Source organism: Paraflavitalea sp. (genome assembly GCF_059502485.1).
This window is the reverse complement of record NZ_JCACET010000011.1, coordinates 1,063,471-1,088,436: the sequence shown is the minus strand read 5'-3', so window position 1 is coordinate 1,088,436 and position 24,966 is coordinate 1,063,471. Positions and strand designations below refer to the sequence as shown.

At 46.5% G+C, this 24,966-nt stretch carries 16 protein-coding genes and 1 pseudogene; 5 read left to right on the top strand and 12 right to left on the bottom strand.

The window, feature by feature from the left end:
* Positions 1 to 112: 112 nt before the first annotated feature.
* Together uxuA and AC5JBY_RS32125 are read left to right on the top strand one after the other, a co-directional pair.
* Positions 113 to 1,297 (top strand): mannonate dehydratase, encoded by a 1,185-nt coding sequence (gene uxuA, locus AC5JBY_RS32130; protein WP_495908807.1) that lies wholly within the window; start codon positions 113 to 115, stop codon positions 1,295 to 1,297.
* Positions 1,298 to 1,466: 169 nt separating this feature from the next.
* Positions 1,467 to 2,681: an MFS transporter gene (locus tag AC5JBY_RS32125; RefSeq protein ID WP_495908806.1), complete on the top strand. Its 1,215-nt coding sequence runs from the start codon at positions 1,467 to 1,469 to the stop codon at positions 2,679 to 2,681.
* 112 nt (positions 2,682 to 2,793) lie between these two features.
* Here the strand turns inward: AC5JBY_RS32125 and nagB are convergent, their stop codons facing one another.
* On the bottom strand, positions 2,794 to 4,701 hold the full coding sequence (gene nagB / locus AC5JBY_RS32120; RefSeq protein WP_495908805.1) for a glucosamine-6-phosphate deaminase: 1,908 nt from the start codon (positions 4,699 to 4,701) through the stop codon (positions 2,794 to 2,796).
* 288 nt (positions 4,702 to 4,989) lie between these two features.
* Here nagB and AC5JBY_RS32115 point away from each other — a divergent pair, with 288 nt between their 5' ends.
* The gene (locus AC5JBY_RS32115) at positions 4,990 to 6,078 is read left to right on the top strand and encodes a TolB family protein (protein WP_495908804.1); all 1,089 of its coding nucleotides are present in this window, start codon (positions 4,990 to 4,992) and stop codon (positions 6,076 to 6,078) included.
* A gap of 248 nt (positions 6,079 to 6,326) precedes the next feature.
* Here AC5JBY_RS32115 and AC5JBY_RS32110 read toward each other — a convergent pair whose 3' ends face one another.
* From AC5JBY_RS32110 to AC5JBY_RS32065, 10 genes and pseudogenes are all read right to left on the bottom strand, one after another.
* The gene (locus AC5JBY_RS32110; protein ID WP_495908803.1) at positions 6,327 to 7,094 is read right to left on the bottom strand and encodes a hypothetical protein; all 768 of its coding nucleotides are present in this window, start codon (positions 7,092 to 7,094) and stop codon (positions 6,327 to 6,329) included.
* Between the two features lie 77 nt (positions 7,095 to 7,171).
* Positions 7,172 to 8,743 (bottom strand): annotated as a pseudogene (locus AC5JBY_RS32105) (AAA family ATPase); the annotation flags it as partial.
* Between the two features lie 164 nt (positions 8,744 to 8,907).
* The gene (locus tag AC5JBY_RS32100) at positions 8,908 to 10,152 is read right to left on the bottom strand and encodes a DUF6161 domain-containing protein (RefSeq protein ID WP_495908802.1); all 1,245 of its coding nucleotides are present in this window, start codon (positions 10,150 to 10,152) and stop codon (positions 8,908 to 8,910) included.
* A 646-nt stretch (positions 10,153 to 10,798) separates the two neighbouring features.
* Positions 10,799 to 11,032 carry a hypothetical protein gene (locus AC5JBY_RS32095; protein WP_495908801.1) on the bottom strand — a complete coding sequence of 78 codons (234 nt, stop codon included), beginning with the start codon at positions 11,030 to 11,032 and terminating at the stop codon, positions 10,799 to 10,801.
* Positions 11,033 to 11,789: 757 nt separating this feature from the next.
* Positions 11,790 to 12,806: a hypothetical protein gene (locus AC5JBY_RS32090; protein WP_495908800.1), complete on the bottom strand. Its 1,017-nt coding sequence runs from the start codon at positions 12,804 to 12,806 to the stop codon at positions 11,790 to 11,792.
* Positions 12,807 to 13,397: 591 nt separating this feature from the next.
* A complete protein-coding gene (locus AC5JBY_RS32085; RefSeq protein ID WP_495908799.1) occupies positions 13,398 to 14,774 on the bottom strand; it encodes an alginate export family protein in 1,377 nt (458 codons plus the stop codon).
* Between the two features lie 32 nt (positions 14,775 to 14,806).
* Positions 14,807 to 15,805, bottom strand: a complete 999-nt coding sequence (locus AC5JBY_RS32080) for an alpha/beta fold hydrolase (protein ID WP_495908798.1) — start codon at positions 15,803 to 15,805, stop codon at positions 14,807 to 14,809.
* Positions 15,806 to 15,828: 23 nt separating this feature from the next.
* Positions 15,829 to 16,614, bottom strand: coding sequence for an alpha/beta hydrolase (locus AC5JBY_RS32075; RefSeq protein WP_495908797.1), 786 nt, complete (start codon positions 16,612 to 16,614; stop codon positions 15,829 to 15,831).
* Positions 16,615 to 16,765: 151 nt separating this feature from the next.
* Positions 16,766 to 18,721, bottom strand: a complete 1,956-nt coding sequence (locus AC5JBY_RS32070) for a sigma 54-interacting transcriptional regulator (RefSeq protein WP_495908796.1) — start codon at positions 18,719 to 18,721, stop codon at positions 16,766 to 16,768.
* Between the two features lie 10 nt (positions 18,722 to 18,731).
* Entirely contained in the window at positions 18,732 to 20,969 is a 2,238-nt protein-coding gene (locus tag AC5JBY_RS32065; RefSeq protein ID WP_495908795.1) for a tetratricopeptide repeat-containing sensor histidine kinase, read from the bottom strand.
* A gap of 329 nt (positions 20,970 to 21,298) precedes the next feature.
* On the opposite strand from AC5JBY_RS32065, the gene AC5JBY_RS32060 reads away from it, so the two are divergent.
* Positions 21,299 to 22,135 (top strand): helix-turn-helix domain-containing protein, encoded by an 837-nt coding sequence (locus AC5JBY_RS32060; protein ID WP_495908794.1) that lies wholly within the window; start codon positions 21,299 to 21,301, stop codon positions 22,133 to 22,135.
* A 48-nt stretch (positions 22,136 to 22,183) separates the two neighbouring features.
* Positions 22,184 to 22,705: a hypothetical protein gene (locus AC5JBY_RS32055; protein WP_495908793.1), complete on the top strand. Its 522-nt coding sequence runs from the start codon at positions 22,184 to 22,186 to the stop codon at positions 22,703 to 22,705.
* Between the two features lies 1 nt (position 22,706).
* Here AC5JBY_RS32055 and AC5JBY_RS32050 read toward each other — a convergent pair whose 3' ends face one another.
* Entirely contained in the window at positions 22,707 to 24,908 is a 2,202-nt protein-coding gene (locus tag AC5JBY_RS32050) for a B12-binding domain-containing radical SAM protein (protein ID WP_495908792.1), read from the bottom strand.
* Positions 24,909 to 24,966: the final 58 nt, after the last annotated feature.

The window sequence follows — 24,966 nt, the reverse complement described above, 5'->3', positions numbered from 1 at the left end:
TTACTTCATGCATAGAAGCCCGAAACCCATTTCGTATTTCGGGCTTCTCGTTTCAATTTCATCTTCTATCTTCGTTGCACAATATTTAATTCAATAACCCTTTTTCTTTTCAATGAGCAATCAACAGCAAGTACCCCTGATGGAGCAATCATTCCGCTGGTTTGGCCCCAAAGACCCCGTTAGCTTAGCCGATATTCGGCAGGCCGGCGCCACCGGTATCGTCACCGCCCTCCACCATATACCCAATGGCGAAGTGTGGTCGGTAGAAGAGATCATGCAACGAAAAAATGAAATAGAAGCAGCCGGCTTACGCTGGAACGTAGTAGAAAGCATTCCGGTACATGAGCACATCAAAATTCAGAAAGGAGAGTACAAACAATACATCGAGAACTATAAGATGAGTATCCGCAACCTCGCAAAATGTGGTATTCATATTGTAACCTACAACTTCATGCCCGTGCTCGACTGGACACGGACCGATCTGGCCTATACGGTGGAAGATGGCTCCAAAGCCCTGCGCTTTGAGCGTGCAGCCCTCGTAGCATTTGATGCCCTACTGCTGCAACGCAAAGGCGCTAAACAGGAATACAGTGCAAAAGAGCTACAGTTGGCAGAGCAACGTTTGCAGGGCATGAGCGATGATGAGAAGACCTTGTTGCAGCGTAATATCATTGCCGGCTTACCCGGTTCGGAAGAGAGCTTCTCTTTACAACAGTTCCAGGCTGCATTGGATACCTATGAAGGCATCGATGCAAAGAAGCTGCAGGAACACCTCATCTATTTCCTGAAGCAGATAACACCAGTAGCCGATGAAGTGGGAACGGTATTGGCCATCCATCCTGACGATCCTCCCTATGCGATATTTGGCCTGCCACGTGTGGTAAGCACCGAAGCAGATGTGTTGGCGCTTTTGGATGCAGTCCCTTCCAAAGCAAATGGCCTTTGTTTCTGTACTGGTTCATTTGGTGTGCGTGCCGATAACGACTTACCAGGTATGGTGAATCGTCTCGGTGATCGCATCAACTTCATCCACCTGCGCAGCACGCAGCGCGATGAAGCTGGCAACTTCTACGAAGCCAACCACCTCGAAGGAGATGTAGACATGTACAGCGTGGTAAAAGAGATTGTACAGGTCATGCGCAAGCGTAATCTCTCCATCCCCATGCGTCCCGATCATGGACACCAGATGCTTGATGATCTGAAGAAGAAAACCAATCCCGGCTACTCTGCTATCGGAAGACTGAGAGGCCTGGCAGAACTGCGCGGCCTTGAGTTAGGTATATCGCGCAGCATGTAAGAGATTGATGTCAGACTGAGCTTGTCGAAGCCGCTCCAAAGAAGTTAACATACACAAGAAGGTCATCCCGCCAGGATGGCCTTTTTTGTTAACAACTCCTTATGCCATTGTCGGTGAAAGACCACTAATTCAGTTTGTCTTACTTTTGCAGGCAATTCAACAGATGAGTATGAACCCAACGACAGGCACTGCGACCCCAAGGGCGCTGGTGAGCACGACAGTATTCCCGATCCTTTTTACGATCAGTTTTGCGCATTTACTCAACGATATGCTGCAATCGGTGATCCCTTCCATCTATCCGCTCATCAAGAGCAACCTGCAGCTTACCTTCTCACAGATTGGGTTGATCACCTTCACCTTCCAGATCACAGCTTCTTTACTGCAACCCTTTGTAGGGCAGTACACGGATAAATATCCCAAGCCCTATTCATTAGCCATCGGTATGGGCTTTTCACTGGCAGGGTTGGTGACCCTGTCGATGGCCGCTGGCTTTTATACCATACTGCTGGCAGTGGCATTATTGGGCGTCGGGTCTTCCATTTTCCATCCGGAAGCATCACGTGTGGCACACCTGGCTTCTGGCGGAAAGCGTGGATTGGCACAATCCATCTTTCAGTTGGGTGGCAATGCGGGCAGTGCCCTTGGGCCTTTACTGGCTGCCGCCATCATCATAACCCATGGTCAGTCGAATGCGATATGGTTTAGCATTGCTGCTATCCTCGGCATCATTGTATTGGCGAGAATAGGAGGGTGGTACAAAGATCACCTGATATTGCGTACGGCTAAAAAGGGTAGTGGCGAAATAGTCGATAACGGATTGTCAAAGACGACAGTGGTGATCTCCATCATTATTTTGCTGGTGTTGATCTTCTCCAAGTACTTCTACATGGCCAGCATGAGCAGCTACTTTACATTCTACCTCATTGATAAATTCCACCTGTCAGTACAGCAATCACAACTCTACCTGTTTATCTTCCTCGGTTCTGTAGCGGCGGGTACGTTGTTAGGTGGCCCATTGGGCGATCGCTTTGGTAGAAAATATATAATCTGGATATCCATCCTCGGCGTAGCGCCCTTTACCTTGCTCCTGCCGCATGCCAACCTCTTCTGGACAGGTGTGCTATCGGCCATCATTGGTGTTATCCTCGCTTCGGCCTTTTCTGCTATCCTCGTCTATGCACAGGAGCTGGTGCCCGGTAAAGTGGGCATGATCGCCGGACTCTTTTTCGGCTTTGCATTCGGTATGGGTGGCTTGGGTTCGGCCCTGCTGGGCAAACTGGCCGACCACACCAGCATCGATTACGTATTCCAGGTATGCGCCTACCTGCCGTTGATCGGGATCATTACAGGCTTCCTGCCGGGGTTGAAGGGAAAGAAGGGTTGATGAGTTAATAGGTTAATAAGTTGAAAAGAAAAAGCGGATGTATCTCACGACACATCCGCTTTTTTATGCGGGTAATAGGCCTTATCAACCTATCAACTTATTAACTTTTCAACTAATAATGCCACCTCACAAAAGCCTCCATCGCCGCATACTTTGTCAATCCCAGCTGCGCATACAAATTAGCAGTATTCGCATTCCGGTCTTCAGCACGTTGCCAGAATTCACGGGCATCACTACCCTGGAAGGGCACCATGTCCTTTTGCGATTGGTGAATGAAAATACCATAACGCTTTTTCATTACCTGGTCGGGGCTCATAGGGATGGCCATTTCAATTTCACTGATATCCCATTCCTGCCATGCACCCTTATACAACCACATCCAGCAATCATTCACCCAGTCGTCACCGTCTTTCTTGATGCGGCGCAATGCTTCAAATACTACGTCGAGACAAACCTTGTGCGTGCCATGCGGATCGGCCAGGTCGCCGGCGCAAAACACCTGTTGAGGTTTTATCTTACGCAGCAGATCCACGGTCAGTTGAATATCCGCTTCGCCCATCGGGTTCTTCTCGATGGTGCCCGTTTCGTAGAAAGGCAGATTCTGGAAGTGATAGTTGTTGTCGCTGAGGCCCACATAGCGGCAGGTAGCTTTCGCTTCGCAACGGCGTATCAATCCTTTGATAGCACGTATATCGGCCGTATCGATCTGGTTTGATTTCTTTCCTTTGAGATAAGTCCTTGCCTGCTCCAGTATCTCCTTACTCTTGGTGCTGTCGATGCTGAACATATCTTCAAAGCCCACCGCAAAATCCATGAAGCGCGTCACGAACTCATCGGTAACGGCAATGTTGCCGGAAGTTTGATAAGCCACATGCACATCATGCCCCTGGTCGTGCAGGCGCTGGAAAGTGCCCCCCATAGAAATGATATCATCATCCGGGTGAGGAGAGAAGATGATCACGCGCTTGGGATAAGGCTCACTCCGTTCGGGATGATTGGGCAGGTTCACATTAGGCTTGCCACCAGGCCAGCCGGTAATGCTGTCCCGCATCATATAATAAACCTTCAGGTTGATCTCATAAGCATCGCCTTCCTCTACCAGCAGGTCACTGAGGCCACTGTCGCGGTAATCGCTGTTCGTAAGACTGAGAATGGGTTTGTTTACTTTCAAAGCCATGTTCACCACCGCCTTGCGGATCATCGCTGGTGTCCATTCGGTATCGCCGGTCAGCCAGGGACTTTTAAAACGTGTAAGCTCTGCAGCTGCCAGTTCATCCAGCACAAAAGTGCAGTCATTATGCTGTTGCAGCAAAGAAGCAGGTATCTGCTCATCAACATGCCCTTCTACAGACTTCTGCACCACAGGCGCTTTGCCGGGGCCCCAGGCCATCAACACGATGCGTTTGGCCTTCAGTATGGTGCTGATGCCCATGGTGATGGCGAGGCGTGGAACCTGCGATATATTGGCAAACTCATACGCATTCGCAATGCGCGTGGAGTTGTCGAGCGTTACCAGGCGGGTGCGGGAGTAAATGCTGGAGCCGGGTTCGTTGAAACCGATATGGCCATTGTTGCCAATGCCCAACACCTGCAGGTCGACACCGCCGGCCTCTTCGATCATTTGTTCATAACGCAGGCAATGCGCTTTGATATTCTCCTTCACCATTTCACCATCGGGAATGTGAATATTGACAGGTTCGATATCGATATGATCGAACAGGTGCACATGCATGAAGCGATTATAACTTTGCAACGCATCCTTTTCGATGGGATAATATTCATCGAGATTGAAAGTGATCACGTTCTTGAAGCTCAGCCCTTCTTCTTTGTGCAGCCTTACCAGTTCTGCGTACAATGACTTGGGAGTAGAGCCGGTAGCGAGGCCTAAAACACATTTTTCCCATTTGGCCTGTTTGCTGCGGATCAGATCGGCAATTTCGCGGGCTACTGATTTGGAACCTTGTTTAAGATCGGTGTAGATGTTGACGGGGATCTTCTCAAACGAATCAACCATGCTCATAAAAACTTTTTTAGTGCAGTGAATTATTTGAGCGCACGAAGGTAAGCGCAATTTCTATAATACACAATGAAAAAATAATCAATAATATAGATGCAGCCTTTTGCAACCGGTTGCGCAACTGCACGTTATGAATGCAGCAAACCCCTTATAAACAGGCATGTCCATGTCGCCCTGAGCCTGTCGAAGGGTTGTCGAAGTGTCTCAAATGTCACGCTGAGCCTGTCGAAGCGCCTTTTTCATGCAACGTTGCCAACCTGGAGGCTGTCAGGCAGCAAACACCCCCTCCACATGAAACGATACGCAGCCATCCTCCTCCTGGCATTGGCAGCCTGCAAAAAAGACCACCAGCAGCCCGGTCCCGATCTGTCGGTGGATCCTACACTTCTCGACAACACGCCCGCCGAAGTAGTCTTTATATCAAGGCGTATCGACAACAGTGCCGATTGGCAGCTCTACGGCATGAATATGGACGGCACCAACCAACGCCTGTTGTCCGATCGCATCGTGCAATGCGCCCCGGTCACGGCCTCCAACGATGGACAGAAGATCACCTTCAATACATACGAGAACAACAGGCAGCAATTGTATGTGCTCGATAAAGCCACGGGCACACGGAAACTGCTGGCTACCAATGATGAGTACATCAGCAATGCCGTCTGGTCGCCTGATAATAGTAAACTGTTGTTTACAAAAGCGATCAATGTAAACACGGGTGCCTTTGGCATCTTTACGGTCGATAGCGATGGAAGCAATGAAAAAGAAATAAAGGCGGGTATATCGGCAGGGCAGGCCCAGTGGTTTCCCGACGGGCAGTCCATTGGTTTTATAGGCGTCGAGAATGGCGTGGCCGGGGTATATGCCATGCGGTTGGATGGATCGGAGAAAAAGCGCCTCACGCCGGCCGGTCAACGGTTTGGGTCTTTCCGGATCTCGCCCACCGGCGAACAGATCGTATTGATCGGCAACGATCAGGGAGGTTCGCAACAGTTGTTTTTGATGAACGCGAAGGGCGGCGCCACCAGGCAGGTCACCACGTCCGTTTCGCCACGGCAGTGGCCCGGCAATCCGAGAGATGGCAACAACAGTCCGGCATGGTCTCCCGATGGGTCGAAGATCGCCTATGTGTCCTGGGCCAATGAAACGCCCGATATCTTTATCATGGATGCCAATGGCAAGAACGACAAGCGGCTCACCAGTGGCGCCATCCGCGATGAGAGCCCACAGTGGAGCCGCGATGGCAAATACATTTACTTCAATTCCAACAGGGACATGTCCCTGAACCACGAAATATATAGGATGACACCCGATGGAAAGAACCAGATACCGTTGACGCATTGGAGATCGGATGACTCTTATCCGGTGATCATCAAAAAATAACCGTCTTACTTATAACGGTGATTCAGCTTAAGTTTAAAGGGATGCTTGTCTAAGTATCCCTTTCTTTATTGATGCTCGCGGGTGTTTGTCTAATTAAGGATGATGGTATTGCTCGCATGTGCTTGGTTTTCGTTAAAATAAGCGTTTAAATTTCACTGTAGCTTCTCTACGCTATTTTCGAAATTGCTGCATCATCAAATATCGAAATGTAACGAGTTTTTGTTTGGATATCATCTATACTTCGGCTCTCAACCTTCTCCATCATTTGAGCTTAAATCAAATAGATCATTAATCTTATCGTATAGTCCATAAATGTACTCCGGTAGTCCTTGATGAATTACACCACATTTAGTACATTTTGGTGCTCGTTTCAGACGTCGTGACTCATTCATCCAGAGAATAGGATAAATACGAACATGATACGTTTGCTTAATTAGTGATAGAAAATAATTTCTATCGGCGTTGTTAAATCTTGCGAATCCAATCTGATTATATAGCATCACAATTCTTTCTAATAGTTCCTTAAGTTGTATTAAATTAATGCTATATGCCTCTACTCGATCGTCTTCTGGACATTTATTTGAGTATTCCTTATAATACAGAGTAAGTATGGCATTAATGGCAGGCCCACCTGTAAACTGACCATCTTTATGCGGGTAAACAAATTGATCCAAATCATCTCGCAAAAAGCTGACTTGATCTGTTAGGAATTGATGCGTCTTCTGTTCTTTAAACTGATCGGTGATTATCTTATTAGCAACTACTTGTTCTTTTAGAGCCTTATAAACAAGGAAAGCACCCAATAGACCTGTAATTGGTGCCGTTATGCCACCAATAGTATCGCCAATAGTACCTGTTACTTGACCAAATTTTATAAATCCCCAAGTTCTCGTAAACAACCACGGGGCAATCAGGATTGATGAAAAACCAATCAGGAGAGCTCGTCGTGGGGTCAACCAGATAAGCACCCACTTTATCTTTACTCGAAATCTGAATAATTGGTAAGAAAACTTCATAGCTATTAGTTGTAATAAAGGAAAAGGTTGTAAAGTCGAATCATGTATGCTACCAGGTACACTTCTGTTATTATTTGTTATTGCCTGGCAAAAATAACTTGTTCCAACTCTTTGTACACATCCATGTCTTCTGTTATTACCTCTGACAAGTTGAGCTTAAATTGGTCTGGACTAACACTGATTTTTAAACCGCAAAAGTTTTTTATATGCCCTGTATTATCTTTTAAGTTTTGATTGGGTATGTCGGTGACAAAAGCGTCATAAGCGGCTTCATCAAATACTAAAGTGTTCTTACTACAATAAGCTTTCAATACTTCTTTGTCATATATATAGTTTTCAAGTTCCCATCTTTTCAAAACTCTATGGTTTTGAGGGTTGTTGGAGAGGTATAACTGCCGGTCCTGCTCTGTATTCTGTTTGCCAGATGACATATCACGGTCTTTGAGAACCCAAATCTCTACATCTGAAAATACTTTGGTCAAAATGGCAAGTGCTATTTCACTTCTTTGATCCAGTTGAGTGTTCCCCCCACTTGAGATAAACAAAGTATCATGATACTTCTCTGAAAAAATATTATTGAACACTTTAGCATCCAACCCTTTTTCCAATCCATTCACTCCAGGGGCGTCTTTCCCTTCACAATAGATAATTCTTTTAGGGCTGACCAAGCCAGTTAAGTCGTCTAAAGCAGTTTCAAATATTTCCTTCCATTTTGCTAATGACTTTTTGATTGGTGTCAAGATTTGTTGGGTAGAAGCCCAGTTTACTCCCTTTTTAAATTGAATTATCTGGCAATCATCCTTCAGATCTTCTTGCAGAGCTCGTAAAAAACCTATACTATGTGTTGCAACCCATATCTGACAATCACTTCCTACTAGCTTATTGATTTCAAGCAGTAACTTTTTTTGAATTGAGGTATTTATGTGGAGCTCGGGTTCATCAATTAGGAATACTGTATCATTGTATTCTTCCTGCCGCAAATAAAGATCAAGGAGTATGTCAACCACTTCTTTTTCTCCAGAGGAAAGAACATTAAAGTCAAATTTTTTTTGGTGATCAGGTTTTTTAAAATATAATGTTCCTTCATTTGCTTCAATGTTACCGATGCTAACTATTTCTAAGTCTAAGCAGTTTCTAAGAGAATTGTTTAAATCACCAATGATTTTGGTTTTTGCCTCACTTGGTCTGCAATCAGTATCATGTAAGTGCTTATTGTATTTGATATAAAGGCGACGATAGCTCTGTTCCATTTTATCATCTATATCTGAAGATGTACTTGCGCCATAGTTATTGAAATATATTTCAGTCGTGGCGTGGGACTGGGTAACTTTCAAAATACTATTATATCGGTATGGACTTCTAAAGGAAAAAATTGTATTGGGTCTTTTTAATTTTTCTTTTTGTTGCTTAATTGATTGGTAATTGCCATTTACGAAATCAATGATTATATCATAATGCGCATAGGGTTCAGATTGTGTCATCGAGTGATAGGTATGATCTTTTGGCCCTTGGTTTCCAATAAGCTCGTGACCGCTGTTTTTGTAAAGCAGTCCATCAAGTACGCTGCTTTTCCCACAACCATTTGGGCCTACTAACGCAATTATCCTTTTTGGGGCTTCTCCAAGGTCAATTGTCAGGTCGTGAAATCTTTTATAGCCATTCTTGAGTTGAACTTTTTTATATCTTCATATATACATGTGTTATCTGTAGTGATGTAATTAAAAAAGCCCCGCATCATTATGCAAGCCTTACACTAACTAGGTTAAGTATGCGTCTCAGCAAGAAGTTCGGAGTGATTTGGCCAATGGTTAGTTTATTTAGTAACTAGTTTATCTACAATATTACCTGGCATTGTTGGTGAACCATCATCTTTAAGCAGACCTGAATCTGATCTGCTAAATAGGGATTGCATAATTAAGTGCCTTTCAGTTTGGTCTATACCTTTCTCTTTCTTTAAAGCTAAATAAACGTATGTTAACTGTTCTCGCTCTTGGGCATCTCTAAACAAGTGAAAGGAACTAAATGTAAGCTTGGAAAAAGTGCGAATTGCATACGCGAGAAAGGAGATAATAGTAATTAAAACTACTGACCATTTAATCGCAGAACCCGTATTTGAAAATAACTTTTCAATTGTTCCATCGGAAATTTGAACTAACACCCATACGAGAATAGCTACTGCTATCAAAAGAGAGGCAATCAATCCATACAACCACCGAAAGCCTTCTCTCCGAAGTGCCAAAGCTCTGTTTTGCCAATATTTTGCAGGCGCTTCAAGCTTTAATTTCTCTTGATACAGGTTTTCCAGATCAAGCATTTTCTTCGTCGTTTCAGCAAAATATCCGGAAAATTTTTCTGAAGTACTTTTAAACCATTTATCGTAATTGTTTTTTTTATCTTCAACGAGATCATCAATGTTTTTAGTGGTAGTAGTTACTTTTTTATAACCTTCAGCTAGGTATTTTGAAAGATGAGACTCAGAGTTCGTAAGATATTTATTAAAGTCATTCTTCATTTTTTCAATTGAAATGATATCAGCACTTGTGCGGTGTGTCAATACAGAATATTCTGTCGAATAAAATTCATATGCTAATAAATACCCAATCAACATTTTCTTTTGGATATTTTGCAAATTATTTGATGTAATAAATTCGTAGGCGCCAGCGTAAAAATCAGGTTGTTCATTATGGAGATTAATTAAAAATATTGTTTGAGGAGAATCATACAAAAACTTAACGGGACGATCTTTTTCTAGCGGATCTTTAACTGTGGTAACCCATTCACTTTCTGACGTTGCATTTGAAACTATACGAATAATAGCAGTTTTACAGCGTTCGAAGGTATCTAGTACAGAAGCTAATTCACTTGGCAATCTTTTAGTTGCAGCAGCTGATTTAAAACCTTCAATTTGTTGAGCTAAAAATTCGTAAATGGCTGTGATTCCAGTTAGTGAGTTATTATAATAAATATGTTGATAATTTAAGTTAACTATCCTGCCATTGAGCTTGTCAACATTTGGAGATTCAGCTACCTTATTTTTAAATTCTTCTAGTGTCATCATATAGATTCTTAATGCTTTAGTAAGTTCTCAAAAAAATATGGAGTGCTGGATAAATTTTTGATCACAAGGCTGGTATGCTTTGTCTGGCGCAGATATGCTCTCCGCAACTGTGCGTAAGTTTGTAATGCAGCTCTCAGCTCTGCCTGCCTGTGCTACCCATAATCAAAGCAAGCCCCGCATAAAAATGCAGGGCTTCACTAATCAAAAAAATTAACCATTAAACCTTATCCTATGCAGTGTTAACGAACAAATCGAATAATGTCCCGGGTATTTTTAAGTTTTTTCCTAAAAAATCCTTCTTTCCTTGATCTATGTCAATCGATCTGTAAATTAGGGTACCCGATAGCCCACTAACCCGAACGAACATTACTGACACGCCTTAATTTCAAAAGCGCTCCAGGCCAACAAACTTCGGCCCGCTTCACCTGCCAAGCTCAACAACCGCAGCAACAATAATTCATACTAAAAAAAACAGCAAACCGCTGCTCCTCAAAGATATGGCGGCATGCCAGCCCACCCCGCGCACAAAGAGATATGATCCTGTAATAAATACACTGCTAACAAAGCAAAGGATTCACCAAAGAATGTTCACTATTGTGGCCCTCACCCACAATGCTGCCAAAAGGTTCGCCATAAAGCAGCAGTACTAATTTTCACAGACACCACCCGCACAAATTTCATCAAGCCATTGGGCTGAATCAATCCGCGCATTTATTGCGCATTCCTTTTGGCCTTGCACCAATGCCGCCATACCGCTGTATCGCAGCGTTTTTGCTGTCGTTTTTAAATTTTTAGTATGAAGTTTTGTCTTGTTGCTCGTTCCGCTTGTCCGTTGGTAGGCATTGAGCAGTGCCGCGGTTTCATTGTTTGCAAGTTTCATCGCGCCGCTTTTGAAAAGGAGTTCGCGGGCCGCGTGCTTCTGGTGTCTGAGGAGCGCTTCTCGTTTCCCGGTGTTTCTTTCGTCATCTATCAGGGGGCTTCTTAGCTCTTTGACTTTAGTACAGCAACATTGTCTTGTCAACCTGATAACTTATCAATTTACCAACTAAACGAAAAAGCCCTGCATAGAAATGCAGGGCGACACTAATCAAATTCGTTAACCATTAAACCTTATCCTTTCTATTATAACAACAAAACTGCCTTGCTGTACTAAGCAAACGGTCAATTTATTTATGATGATCAATTATGTATATAGCTTTTGGAATATTGACTGAGGAGAACGTCTCTTCCCTTAAATAAAATAGCCCGGATAACAATCCGGGCCTATCAGGAATACAACGCAAATAATCAAGAATATAGAATATCAGACAATATAATACTGTAATTCCTAAAGGCATTTCGCCAACGGAATGTATTGTCAATAGCAGTTGTCTACTTAAGCAGAGTATATCTTAACCAGATAAAGGAGCCTTGAAGGCATATTCAATTGCAAAGCAATAGTGGATACGCATAAAATAATAAATAAAAGAATTACACAAAAAGAAAAAGAAGAAAAGCCCTGCCCGCAAAAGCCAAGGCACTCCATTCATCGTGTAAACCTTTAACCTTATCCTATATAATTATAACAACTATTCTATAGCGCTATACTAAAGGCGAGGGCTTATTAATTTAGCTAAAAGAATAATTATTGACTTGTGTCAACAGTGTTTAAGGTTAAAGGTTTTAAAGGGAGCAACTTGTAAACATTTCAACCAATCAACTTGTCTCCCCTTAACTGGCGAAAGTATGCAGCTTAATAGCTTTACGCCTGATTCCTGTAATTCATCCTCGATGAGCATTTTTTCAATTGCCGTCTCTCCACTTGTATTTGCTGTGACCTGATTCGTATCCGTATGAATTAACGACTCGTTACGAGATCCCCTTTCTGCCTCGATGCCTTCACTCCCGACGCTGAGCTCAGAACGCTCGATTGCCTTCACCACCTCCAATACCCGCATCGCACTTCCCTTCACCAGCACCTCATGTCCATCTACCACCTTGTAAAAATCTATCCCCAATACCTGCACCGCCACCTGCCCGTTTGCCACTTCCAGCTTGTGCTCAAAACCAATCGCCCCCGGCGTCTTTTTCCGCAGCGGCAATAGTTCACTCCGCTCGCTGACCTGTTCGTATTTTCTTCGCCCGAAATCAATGACCACCATCGTCGATACCAACCGGAAATGAGTAGCTTCCGCAGGAAAACCCTTCCGTTTCCGGGCAATAAAAGAAGGGACTCCAACCGTACACGATCCCGCCTCAACATCCAGCGAATGCACCAACGGCGCAGGCAACGCATACTCCAGTGACAATTGCTTATTGAAATTAAAGCCAGTCAGCAGACCAATATCACCCGGCGAAGCGCGCCGGAAGCCAAGATCATTCGTATCATCACGCCGGGCAGCCTTATAAAACAAACCATTCATTCTTCCATTCATACTCGAACCAGTTCGCCCGTCCAGCGTTATGCCCAAAGCATGACGCAACAGCTGCGCATCCTTGATAGCCAGCTGAAACTCTTCCGAATTACGCCGCGTAAGCTCGAAATTTACATGCGACAACACCCGCTCCCGCGTAGGGCCGGGCTTCATGCCCGCAATGATGCCGTCCTGTGTTCGGCGGAACGTCAGATCATCGATCGATCCGCGAAGCTTGAATAAGCCAATAACCTTCGCCATAATAGTAAGGTATTAGTTTGTTAAATAGATATTGGATACAGTTAAGATTGATTTCTCCTTATCAACTTGTCAACACATCAACTCATCAACCACAACAAAGCTCGAAGCTTATCTAATAATTTCCAAATCATCACTGTCCGTTATGACCGAAAATGGTCGAAGTGACCGAAATTACCGTTTTGTCCGGCCAAAAAAATTCGGATTCAATTTGATAGCTTTAAAATACCCGCGGTAAAACACCATTGGGCCTAAACGCTGGATATATGCGTCAGGAATTTCCATCCAATCCACTAAATCCAATGAATCGTGGTTCAGAAATAGATGCAAGCAGGATGTCCAAAAGATCAAGACTTACAGAAGGAAGCCAGAGACAAGCCAGTAGCAAGATAATAGCAAGACGGAGGCAAGGGAATAATCCTCAAATGCAGGCTGGACGCGGAAATATATGCTCAGGATGTTGAGCACCAGTAGGAGAGAAGACAGAAGAAATACAATATAACCCGATATAATTCATACAACAGTAAGATACGAATAATACAGCAATAAGACACTAAAAATTCGAAGTAACTCCTGTAAATTCTTTTTCGGGCCTTAAAATTTCAACTGCGTCGTAACACCCCCAAAAAAAATATCATTACCCCTGCCAATATCCTTTAGATAACTCCCCGCCTTCAACCACGTAAACTCAGCCCGGAAATACAAAAATGAATTAGGCGCAAAAACAAGATCAGTTGCAAACTGATTACCGATATGCTTTTGCAGAGAGCCTTTCCCAGGATACAACATGGCAGTACTGGGGCCATAAATACCATCCTCGACACTGTAGCGCCAGAAAAGATCACTGTCGAAATTCCAGGCCAGCTTGGAAGAAAGGTTCAGCGTCACAGAAGGGTGAATATCAAACAGGTTCGACGGACCTATCACAGAAGCAAGACCGAAATAACCACCCCTTGGGAAAAGCGGATTGAACGTCTGTAGTTTGCGATCATCCGCCCACCGGTCACCGCTGATGAATTCAGTCTTACATCCCAGCTCTGGTTGCAAGGGAAAATGTTTGAACCGGTAACTCGAGTTCAGCGAAGCAGTCCAGGCGGCGATAGTGCTTTGACCAATCTTGCCAAATTGGTACACGGCCTCTGCATCGTAGCGCCAGTTGCCCGCATTGCCAAACAAGCGCGTACCGATAGAATGTCTCGTTTCCTTGCCCTGTGCATTGCTGAAAGAAGCGGTAGGACGTTGCAGACCGAGATAATACAGGTCCAGGTGACGAACGAACGGCACTTGTTGCCACGTCCAGTAGCTTCCCCAGAAATGAGTACTGCCATTGAACTTGTCATCGAAGATACCCTTGCGCGCGGCCACATAATGGCTGGCAAAGAAGTCGGCCTGCACATGCTTCCAGCCAGCCAGTAAAGTAAGCCCGTCGAATGATTGCCGATTGTTAGGTCCTTCACGAACCGAAACGAGGCGCTGTGAGCCGTAAGCCAATTCCTGTCTGCCAGCTCTGAGCGTGAGCCGCAAAGGTGCAGTGGGACCGTTCGAAACATCCACAAATGCCTGGTGGAGTTCCAGCGGATTGTCGTCCACAGGGCTGGGTGATAGCCGGCTCCCGGCCCCACTGCTTTGTAACTGCGCAAAGGCGCGAACATGTTGCCCGAGGTGCAAATCACTGTGCACCAGCAGGCGGTTCAGTATGTAACCATCATTATCCTTGGGCTCATCCTTGAAGTTCTCATTCTTGATATAGAAATATTGAAAACGAACATCTGCACCGAAACTTACAAAGCTGTTGTGGTTGCCCCCAAGCGGCAGGTACTTGATATCCTTATACCAGTCGCGTGAGGTATCACTCGCCAGAAAACGATAATCATCATTATACCGCAGCAGTTTGAAGTCACCCAGTTGTTGTCCATAGCCGAAGCCGACGGAACATAGCAGAACAAAGAAGAGCCCAATAACCTGTTTCATGATGTGAGGTTGGAAGGATGATGAAGCACTGACTATTGCTTGGTAAAAAAGTTGAGCAGGTCCTTTTGCACTTGTTCCGTATTCTCCTGTACGATCCAGTGACCCGCCCCTTTGATATTGGAACCGGTTACATTTTCTGCCACCAGCTTACAATGATCGACAAGGAAGGCAGCGCCAAAATATTCACCACCCATGGCAAGCAGCGGCATCTTCAATTTATGCTTCATGAATTCGAGGTTGTCTTTGGCATCCTGCTCAAAAGCGCCGAACCAATGAAAGCTGCCGGTAGTACCGCCGGGAACGGCATACGCACGAATGAACTCTTCAGTCTCGTCCTTGGTGAAGGGATCTTTTACATGACCCACCACAGGCCAGAAGCCCGTGAGAAATTCTCTTTCCTTACCAGCCACGATGCTGCCGGAAGAAGGCCAGCCAAAGAAACCAAACCACCAGGCCGATCCCTTTACCTGGCTCCATACCGGCTCGATGCCAGGCAACAGCGCATCCATCAGTGCCAGCTTCTTTACTTCAGATCCATATTGAGCAGCATACGCATAAGCTACCATCAACCCGATATCATGGCCCGCTACGTTGGCTGATTTATAACCTAATTGCTCCATCAATCCATGCAGCACGGTAGCCATCGTTTTTTTATCATAGCCGGTAGCCGGCTTGTCCGATTCGCCAAGGCCGGGCAGATCGGGTGCAATCACCGTAAACTGTTTGCCAAAAGCTGGCAACAAGCGATTCCACATATACCAGTTTTGCCCGAAGCCATGAATGAGTAAGAGCGGTTCGCCAGTGCCACCGGTAACGTAATGCACTTTGATGCCGTTTACGACGGCCGTAGCATGTTTAAAACCTTCCGGAGGTGTTGCAAGTGCCGCGGTGGCGGCATGCACGCTGGTGTCAGCCGATGAGGTAGTAGCAGCAGGCGCTTGGGGATCATTGCTACAGGCTGAAAAATAAAGAGACACGAAAAGCACAAATGAAAGCTTCGCTGTTAAAGCAGTTTGCTTGGAAGGTCGCATAGTAGTAATATTTATGATGTTATTTAAATACCTTGTTTGTTAAGCCACTCCAGGATATAAGTGGCCACTTCCTGCCAGCCCGGCTGGTTCAGCACATAGTGATTGCGACCGGGGAATAATTTATAGTCGCGCACAGAATCCTCGTTTTTGTACCGGCGATAATTGTCGTAGTTGATAGAGGCAGGAATGGTATGATCGTTATCACCGGCAATAAAAAGCAGCGGCGCGTGCGCTTGCTGCCAGTCCACACGCGCAGCGGCAGTGATGGTATCCCGTACGATAAGCTTCGATTCGGGAATGGCCGATTGATAGCCCTTCTCTTGCCACTCCAGGGGCATACCGTTGGTAAAAGCATATTGCCATTGCCTAAAGCTCATCAGGAATGTTTTGCGCACAGAAGTGAAAAAGCCAAGCGGTCCCCAACCTGCACGCAGAAAAGAAAACTTGAAAGAGAAGATCCCTTGCGGAGGAACAGAGTGAATGGCCACGGCAGCAGCTGCAGCGCCACGTTGCAATAGTATTTGCGCAATGAGGCCGCCAATGGAATGACCGATGATAATAGGCGGCTCGGCATAAGACCGCGCTATCCTTTCAAAATGATCGATGAGCGTGGTCAACCGCAACGCAGCAAGCTGCGCATCGGGATGGCGTTCACGCAGCACGTCCGCCGGTGCGTCTTTATACAACCAGGCAGGCGCTTGCGTGTTGAATCCCTTTTGCTCAAAGAAATACTTCCATTCATCCCAGCAATGGTGGCTCACAAAAGCGCCGGTGATGAACAGGATAGAAGTGGATCGGGCAGGTGACATAATCGAAAGGTTATTTGCCTTTCTTGTCTAAATACTGTTCCGGTTTTCTATCCCCTTGATTATTAGTGGAGAAGAGATGTAGGCTATGTAGTGTGCCAACGATATGTCGTCGTCGTCCGAACGGGTGAACCGCTTTTCGTCGGCAACGATATTACATATGATACCGTTTGATACCCAGCTTGATCATTTTGGACGCCAGCGTAGTGGGAGGGACACCCAATATTTCTGCAGCGCCACCTTTCCCCCGGATGCGCCCGCCACATTGTGCAAGCACAGCAAGAATATGTTCCCGCTCATTCTCTTCGATTGTCTTAATGGGCCGGTCACTGGTGGTTGATGCAGCTGTCGGCTGATGCGTCACAGGAAGCGGAATGTTTTCAATGGTCGTTCCTTTTGTCAGCAGTACGCTGCGCTCGATCAGGTTTTCCAGTTCGCGGATATTGCCGGGCCAGCTATAAGCCTGCAGGCTGGCCAATGCAGCATCACTGATGCCGGTGATCACCCTGCCATTCTTTGTCGCACAAAACCGTAAAAAATGTTGGGCAAGCAGAACGATATCGTCCTTGCGCTCGCGCAGCGGAGGCAATTGTATAGGGAATACATTGAGTCGGTAATACAGGTCGAGGCGGAACCTGCCCTCTGCTACTTCTTTTTCAAGGTTCCGGTTGGTAGCAGCGATGATCCGCACATTCACTTTAATGGGCGCCTTGCCACCAATACGTTCGATCTCTTTCTCCTGCAGCACACGCAGTAGCTTCACCTGCGTCTCTAGTGGCATTTCACCGATCTCGTCGAGGAAGATAGTGCCTTGATGGGCCAGCTCGAATTTACCGATGCGCTTGTCCATCGCGCCGGTGAAGGCCCCCTTCTCATGACCAAACAGTTCCGACTCGATGAGATTAATGGGAAGCGCAGCGCAATTGATCTTTATGATTGACTCCTGCTTGCGGGGCGACAAACGATGGATGCAATCCGCAATCCTTTCCTTACCGGTGCCGCTTTCACCGGTGATCAACACGGAAGAATCGGAAGGTGCCACTTGCATGATATGATCAAACACATTGAGCAGTTGCGGACTTTTGCCAATGATACCTTCAAAGCCCGGTAGCGCGCTGCCTGCAATTGTAGCAGGTGCGAATGGCTTTGGCTGGTCGGCAACAACAAAAGTTTTTTGGTCCTTGGCCCGTATGTTCTCGATGGCAAAGAGCAGCGGTTGCTGCAATCTTTCACACAAGCCCACGTGCTCATCATTTAATCCATCGGGATGACGGCTGAAGAAAGAAAAATAAAAATGCGCGTGACCAGGCATATCGAGCGGAATAGGCAGCGTAAGGTTGGCCTGCATGCCAAAACATTTGCTCATCAGGCTTTTCATGGAAGGGAAACGGATGACCTCTTCAAAAGCTTTCCCTGCATACAAGGTAATCCCTTTATCGACAGGCGTGTTCTCCTGCAATTCCTTTAGCTCATGCACTTTCAGCCGTGAAATATTCTGCATCTCTTCGAGCCCGATCTCTTGGTATTCATTAAATCCGATGCGCAGATAGCTGAGTATTTTTTGAGGGTCAGCTTCCTGCATTTTATAAATAGCCACCACATAGTCGAAGGGGAGGAGCGGTTGAAGCGCACGGCTGATCTTCAGCAAACGCTCGTTCCAGGTGCCAGGCTCGGCTACGAGATTGTTCAGTTGCTTATGAAAATCCCTTTCCTTACGCATGGACGATTCAAGCCCGTATTCCAGATGTTGCTGCGCAATTTGCAGCGACACCAGCAGGTCATTTTCCCGGAAAGGCTTCACGATAAAACCAAAAGGCCGGGTAGCTTTCGCAGCATGTAGGGTCGATTCGTTGGAGTTGGCAGAAATATAAATGAACCCGATATTCTCTTCCCGTAAGTATTTGGCAAGGTCGATGCCCGTTTTATCGCCCGACAGGAAAATGTCCAGCAGCACAAGGTGCGGCCGTTCTACACTGATCTTTTCCCGGGCATCCTCCACGCTGCGGGCGATGGCAGTCACCGGATAGCCGGCATTGCGCAACATAAGGCGCAGGTGATTCGCCTCTACAAACTGGTCCTCGACGATCAATATTTTTGTCCTGGCATTCATGCGGGTACTTTTAAGCGGATAAGGGTTTCAGGGTAAAATCAATATCTATTTGCGTCCCTTGCTGGCTCTTCATAGAGAAGCGGGCACCGATGTCTCCACTCAGTCCGTCCATGAGCGTAGTGCCCAGCGTATTACTGCTTTGTGCCTGGAAACCGGGCGGCAACCCGACGCCATTATCGTGAATGCTGAGCGTGAAATGATTTTCAGGCGCCTGTATAAGACGGATGGTAATGGCGCCTTCACGGCCACCGGGAAATGCATACTTGATAGCGTTGGTCACAGCTTCATTCAGGATCAGCCCGATGGGGATAGAGTGCGAAAGCGGAAAAGATACCCGCGCAATATCCAGTATAAAGCGAATAGGTGTCTGCCGGTCGAAAGTAGTTTTCAGGTACTCCACGAGCTCGTGGATATAAGACGGCATGTCGATAGACGACAGATTATCCGCCTGGTAAAGCTTCTGATGGATCAGCGACATGGCCTGGATCCTGTGCTGGCTTTCATTGATGGCGTCCAGCGCCTCTTTACCTTTTATAAATTCTGCCTGACTCGCCAGCAGGCCCACCACCATGTGCAGGTTGTTCTTTACCCGGTGATGAATTTCCTTTACCAGCCATTCCCTTTCAGTCACGAGACGCTGCAGCGAAGCATTCTTCTCATGGATCTCCTGTTGATGAGCCTGCAGCACCTTATTATTTTGTTGCTTCGATTGATAAGCCCTGTAAAGCAGGAAGGCCACAAGAATAAGCAGCCCCGCTGCAGCCAGCGAGAAGTTGCGTACGGTCTTTTCCTGTTTGAGCAGGCTTACCTGCAAAGCCGTTTGGTGCTCCAGTTCAAGTATATTCTTATCCTTTTTCTCCGTTTCATAAAGAATACTCAGCTGATTGATTTCTTTGATCTTTCGTTCGGCGAATAACGAATCCCTGAGCTGTATATAACGGTTCAGGTGATTGATGGCAGAAACGTAATGCTTCGTGGCTGTATCCATCCTGAATTTGAGAAGAGAATTATTGCTCGCGTGCAGCTTACTGTTCATCTTAACACAAAAACTATCATAGCGTGCCAGGTAATAAGATGCCTTTGAATGATTGCGGAACTTTAGATAAAAAAGGATCAACGATTGTTCCAGCTCGGCTTCAAGGTCCAGATCATCTAAAGGATGAGCCAGCACATTCTCTGCTACACTGCAAAAAGCGGCGGCTTTTTCCGGCATATTCAGGCGCGCATAAATATCGATCATTATAGGGGCTATATAAGGCCCGAACAAGGTGTCCAGTGCAGGATAGTCCTTACGTAGTGAAGACATGAATGTTAAGGCAGCTTGACCATCCTCTGCTTTCAATAGCAGGTCCGAATAATTGATAGCAAGGACAGCTATGTTGGAAACGTCATGGTGCCGCTTAGCCACCGCCATGGATTGCTCATAGTAGTATTTGGCTTTGGGCAGGTCCTTGATATGCCGGTAAGCCTGCCCGGTATGGTTGTAGATAGCACACAACATCATGCTGGAGTCCTTTGTTGCTTCAGCCGTTTTAATAGCCAGCAATTCATATTCGATGCTCGCCTTGTAATCCCCCTTGGCGAGATTCACAGTACCCAACAGGTCATACACAGCCTGAAGATGAGTATACTTCGTTGCCTTGTAAAGTTGAAGACATTCTTCCAGGTACGACAGCGCTGCGGCCCAGTCGCCTTTTAAATGCGTAAGCTCACCCATCTGCAACAGACAATCGGCCTGGCGGCGTTGATTATCCGATTTTTTAAAAGCAGAATCGGCATGCTTCAGAATAGCAACACGTTCAGCATAGCCGATACCTTTGCCCGTTCCGATAGACCAAAGCGAGACATACGACTCTCCCAGCTCGTCCGGCAAATGAAGTTGAGCATATAAGGCAACAGCCTTTCGGGCAAACTGTTCTCCCTGCTCTAACCGGTGTCTGGCTTCTTCCGTCTTGGAAAGCTGCAGGTAACTACCAGCCTGGCCTCGTTGATCCTGTAGACTTGTAGACAAAGACATGGCTTCATCGGCCAGCCTGGAAGATTGCTCCAGTTCCGCAGGCGTCCTGTTGCCTTTCAGCAGGTACCAGTCACTGAGCTTCAGCAGCAGTATGGTCTTTTGTGGAGAAGCAGTTATACCGGGCAGACTGCTTAGAGACTTTGCCGCCTCCGCTTCACTGGTAAAACGATCCTGCGCAATAGCTATGCTACAGGTCAATAATAAGATCAGTATGCAGGAGTATCGAAACATACCAGCAGCGTTTGTAATACTATTTCAGGAAACATACCAAATAAGTGCACCTGCAACCCCGGATGAGATCCGTAGGCGGGTCGCGGGGTCAACTGACTTAGTGCCAATACATTATTGGAAGCACCAAATCTACCATTAAAAATTGTGTTTTCCGGGAACGCAGCTCAAAACAGAGACAGGAACGATACGCAGTTCCCCGGCCTGGTTGTTCGACGAAATATCGTCGGCCCTTTGTCTGTGCATAAAACCTATTGAATTGGTTACCAGCATCCTTGTTGGTTGGAATAGCCTTTGATCCATACACCGGCATATTCATTAAATCATCCTTTATGCATACGCTCGACGCCAAACAACCTGCTTTCTTTAGCATACACAACCTCACAGAAGCAACTGCCTTAAGCGCTTGCGACACGGTCGGCGATATCATCGAAGTTTACCTTGTATTAAATGGAAGGGTGACGATCGTTGGCAAGGAATACGACGTCTTACTCGAAAACAACACCCTGTATTGTGCCCACTGGAATAAACAAAATGAAATAACAATAGAGCCTGCTACAGAAGGCTACCTGATCCGTTTCGAAAAAGCGCTGCTCTACAGCAACGAGCATGAGCTCTATTCCTCGCATTTCCCCGACTTCCTTACACTGGTATTAAGAGCCGAAGTATTGCCCGTGGATGCAGCGTTTATGGACAGCGGAATAAAACTATGCGAGATGATGCGCCAGGAGTTCAAAGACCAAAGCGATTTCAACAGGCAGATGCTGGTGGGCTTTTTAAACATTTTCCTGCTCCGGATAATCAGAAAGCTGAATACCTCGACGGGGCAGACAGGCCACGGTCCGAAGTATGCACTGGTCCATAAGTTCAACGTGTTGCTGGAACAAAAATTCAAAACAAATAAGAAAGTAGCCGACTATGCAGCCTTACTTTTCGTGACCCCCAATTACCTCAACGAGATCATCAAGCATGCTACCGGCAATTCTGCCGGCTTTCACATCCGCCAGCGGGTTGCCCTCGAAGCAGTGCGGCAGGCAAAACTCACCGGTGCCAGCATGAAAGAAGTGGCTGGCCGCCTTGGCTTCAACGACAATGCCCACTTTAGTAAATTCTTCAAAAAAGTCGCCGGCAGGAATTTCTCAGAACTGAAGAAGGTAAATGTAAATTAGCGGCCTGCAATAGTTGCATTCCGGCGAAAATTGCCGTATAATAGCAGCATGACCCTTAAGCAATTCATGGCCAGGCTTAGCTGGCGGCAAATGTTGGTACACTTTTTAGCCAGTTGGTTTTTCATACATGCATTTCTCATGTTTTCCTACCTGTTCCATATCAGAGTGGTGGATGCTATGAGCCGCTCGAACGGACAACTTAATAGTTCAGCTTTTACAGATCAGGGTTTTACGGGAGCCGATGTATTAAACCTTTCATTATGGCTCAGCATTGCGGGCTTCATCGGATTATTGGTTGCACTTATCATCTCGGTGATTGTCTCCGTCAGGCGTCGTTGGCTTTGGGTGAACCCATTGATTGTTGCTGTGATAATGTTCTTTCTATACAGGTTCAGTCTATTGGGCTGGGAGTATGCAGGCTACGTCTTTGGATTCCCGGCAAGACTACTGAATAACACCGCAGCCCGTTGTCTGATTACAGGAGGCATACTGCTGACAATCGGACTGTTGATCCTCTTTTCAAAACGAACACGGCAATTCGCTGGTAATGACAAGCCTGTTTTAGCATAGCTTACAACTTCAACAATCCCACTTTATGTAAAGTATTCACTGGCTTATTATCCCAAAACAATTCGAAATCTTCAAAACCAGCAGCATGATAGCTATCCTTCACTTCCTGCAGCGTAAGTGTCTTAGGATTGTTCACAGATAGCTTGTCCAGCATGGTAGCCAGCCAGTCACCTTGTTCACGGCCTACACTGATGCTATACTTCTCTTTTTTATCCTGGAAGGTAAGCGAGGTCATTTCCCAGCTGTTGCCCTTCTTCGACTTGGTAAAATGCTCCACCGCAGGCTGCCGTCCCAGCCACACGATCTTCGTAGTGGGCTTGGCGCTGCTGTATTGATCCTGCGTCAGCGTTTGGGCAATGTAGTCAGGTGCTATCTTCGTTTTAGGGATTTTGAATTCAAACCACTTTTGCAGCGGCTCATTGACGCCGATACCATGCATATAATTCAGCAGCGACTTCTTTAGCCCGTAACTGAAGGTCTCATGATCAGCGCCTGTCTCATCCACATGCACCAGGTCATTGTTGGCGAAGCTTCCGACAAGGGCATTTTCTCTCCGCACATTGAACTTGGCAGGTTCTAAACCGACAGGACTATGCGCCGTCATGGTAAACAGGTGCCAGAAGGCAGATTGCAGGATGCCGGCAGCAAACATCTGCCGGATCATTTCGAGCGAGTCGATCGTTTCCTGCGCAGTTTGCGTGGGGAAGCCATACATCAGGTAAGCGTGTACCATGATACCCGCTTCGGTAAAGTTCCGGTTCACCTGCGCTACCTGTGCCACGGTAATGCCTTTTTGGATCAGCTCCAGCAGGCGGTCGCTCGCCACTTCCAGTCCGCCCGATACGGCAATACAGCCCGATCGTTTCAGCAGCAGACAGAGATCGCGGGTAAAGCTCTTTTCAAACCGGATATTCGTCCACCAGCTCACCACCAGTTTCCTTTTGATGATCTCAAGTGCCAACGCGCGCATGAGCGCGGGCGGCGCAGCCTCATCCACAAAGTGAAAACCGTTCTCGCCGGTCTGCGCGATGATATGCTCCATACGATCGCAGAGCAAGGACGCCGCTATAGGTTCGTAGAGCCGGATATAGTCGAGCGAAATATCACAGAAAGTACATTTGCCCCAATAGCAGCCATGCGCCATGGTCAGCTTGTTCCAGCGGCCATCACTCCACATGCGGTGCATAGGATTCACTACTTCAATGGCCGATATGTATTTATCCAACAGGAAATCACTGTAGTCGGGCGTACCTACCTGCCCTTGTTTATAATCGGCGCAAGCTTTATTGTTGAAATAAGTAACCTGACCATCAATCAGCGTAAAAGTGCGCTTGAGTTCTTCTATCGTTTTCTTCCCTTCAATAAAATGTATGAGGTTCTCGATAGGCGCTTCACCATCATCGAGTGTGATAAAGTCGTAAAACTCGAATACGCGCGGATCACTCAGCGAGCGCAATTCCGTATTGGCAAACCCGCCACCCATCACCACCTTCACGTCGGGATAATGCTGTTTGATCCATTGGCCACAGCGAAAAGAAGCATACAGGTTGCCGGGAAAAGGAACGGAGATGGCGACCAGTTTGGGTTGCACGGCGTCCATGCGGGCCTTAAGAAGGTTGATGAGCAACTGGTCGATGAACGTATATTCCTTTTGCAGGGCGGCATACAACTCATCGAAGCTATTCGCCGACCGGCCCAGCCTTTCAGCATAGCGGCTAAAACCGAAATGCTCGTCCACACATTCGCGGATGAGGTCCGAGAGGTCTTCGAGATACATAGTAGCCAGGTGCTTGGCCTTGTCCTGGTTGCCCATGGAGCCAAAGGCCCAGTCGAGGTCTTCCAATTGTTCAAACCGGCTCGCTTCCGGCAGGAAGTCGCGTTTGCAGATGCGGTGGGCCAGGGTAGGGTTGTGGCCCTGCAAAAAGAGGATCACATCGTCGATGGTCGTGATATAGTCATCTTGCAGGGCAATGATGCGGGCTATATTATCAGAAAAAGTAGCATTGGGGGTGTTGCTGATGCGCGCAAATAACTCCCGCAGCCCCTGCTGGTTAAACAGGGCCACGGTCACCTCGATCCCCAGGTCCGCCTGGAAGGCAGAGATATTCCGGGTGTTGAGGAAGCCCTTCAGGTAAGCGGTCGCCGGGTAAGGCGTATTCAGTTGCGTAAAAGGCGGGGTCATCAAAAACACAGTAGCACTCAAATCAGGTAATTTGGGGCAAAATTACAGGAAATAGAATAAGTGAGGGAAACGCTGTAAA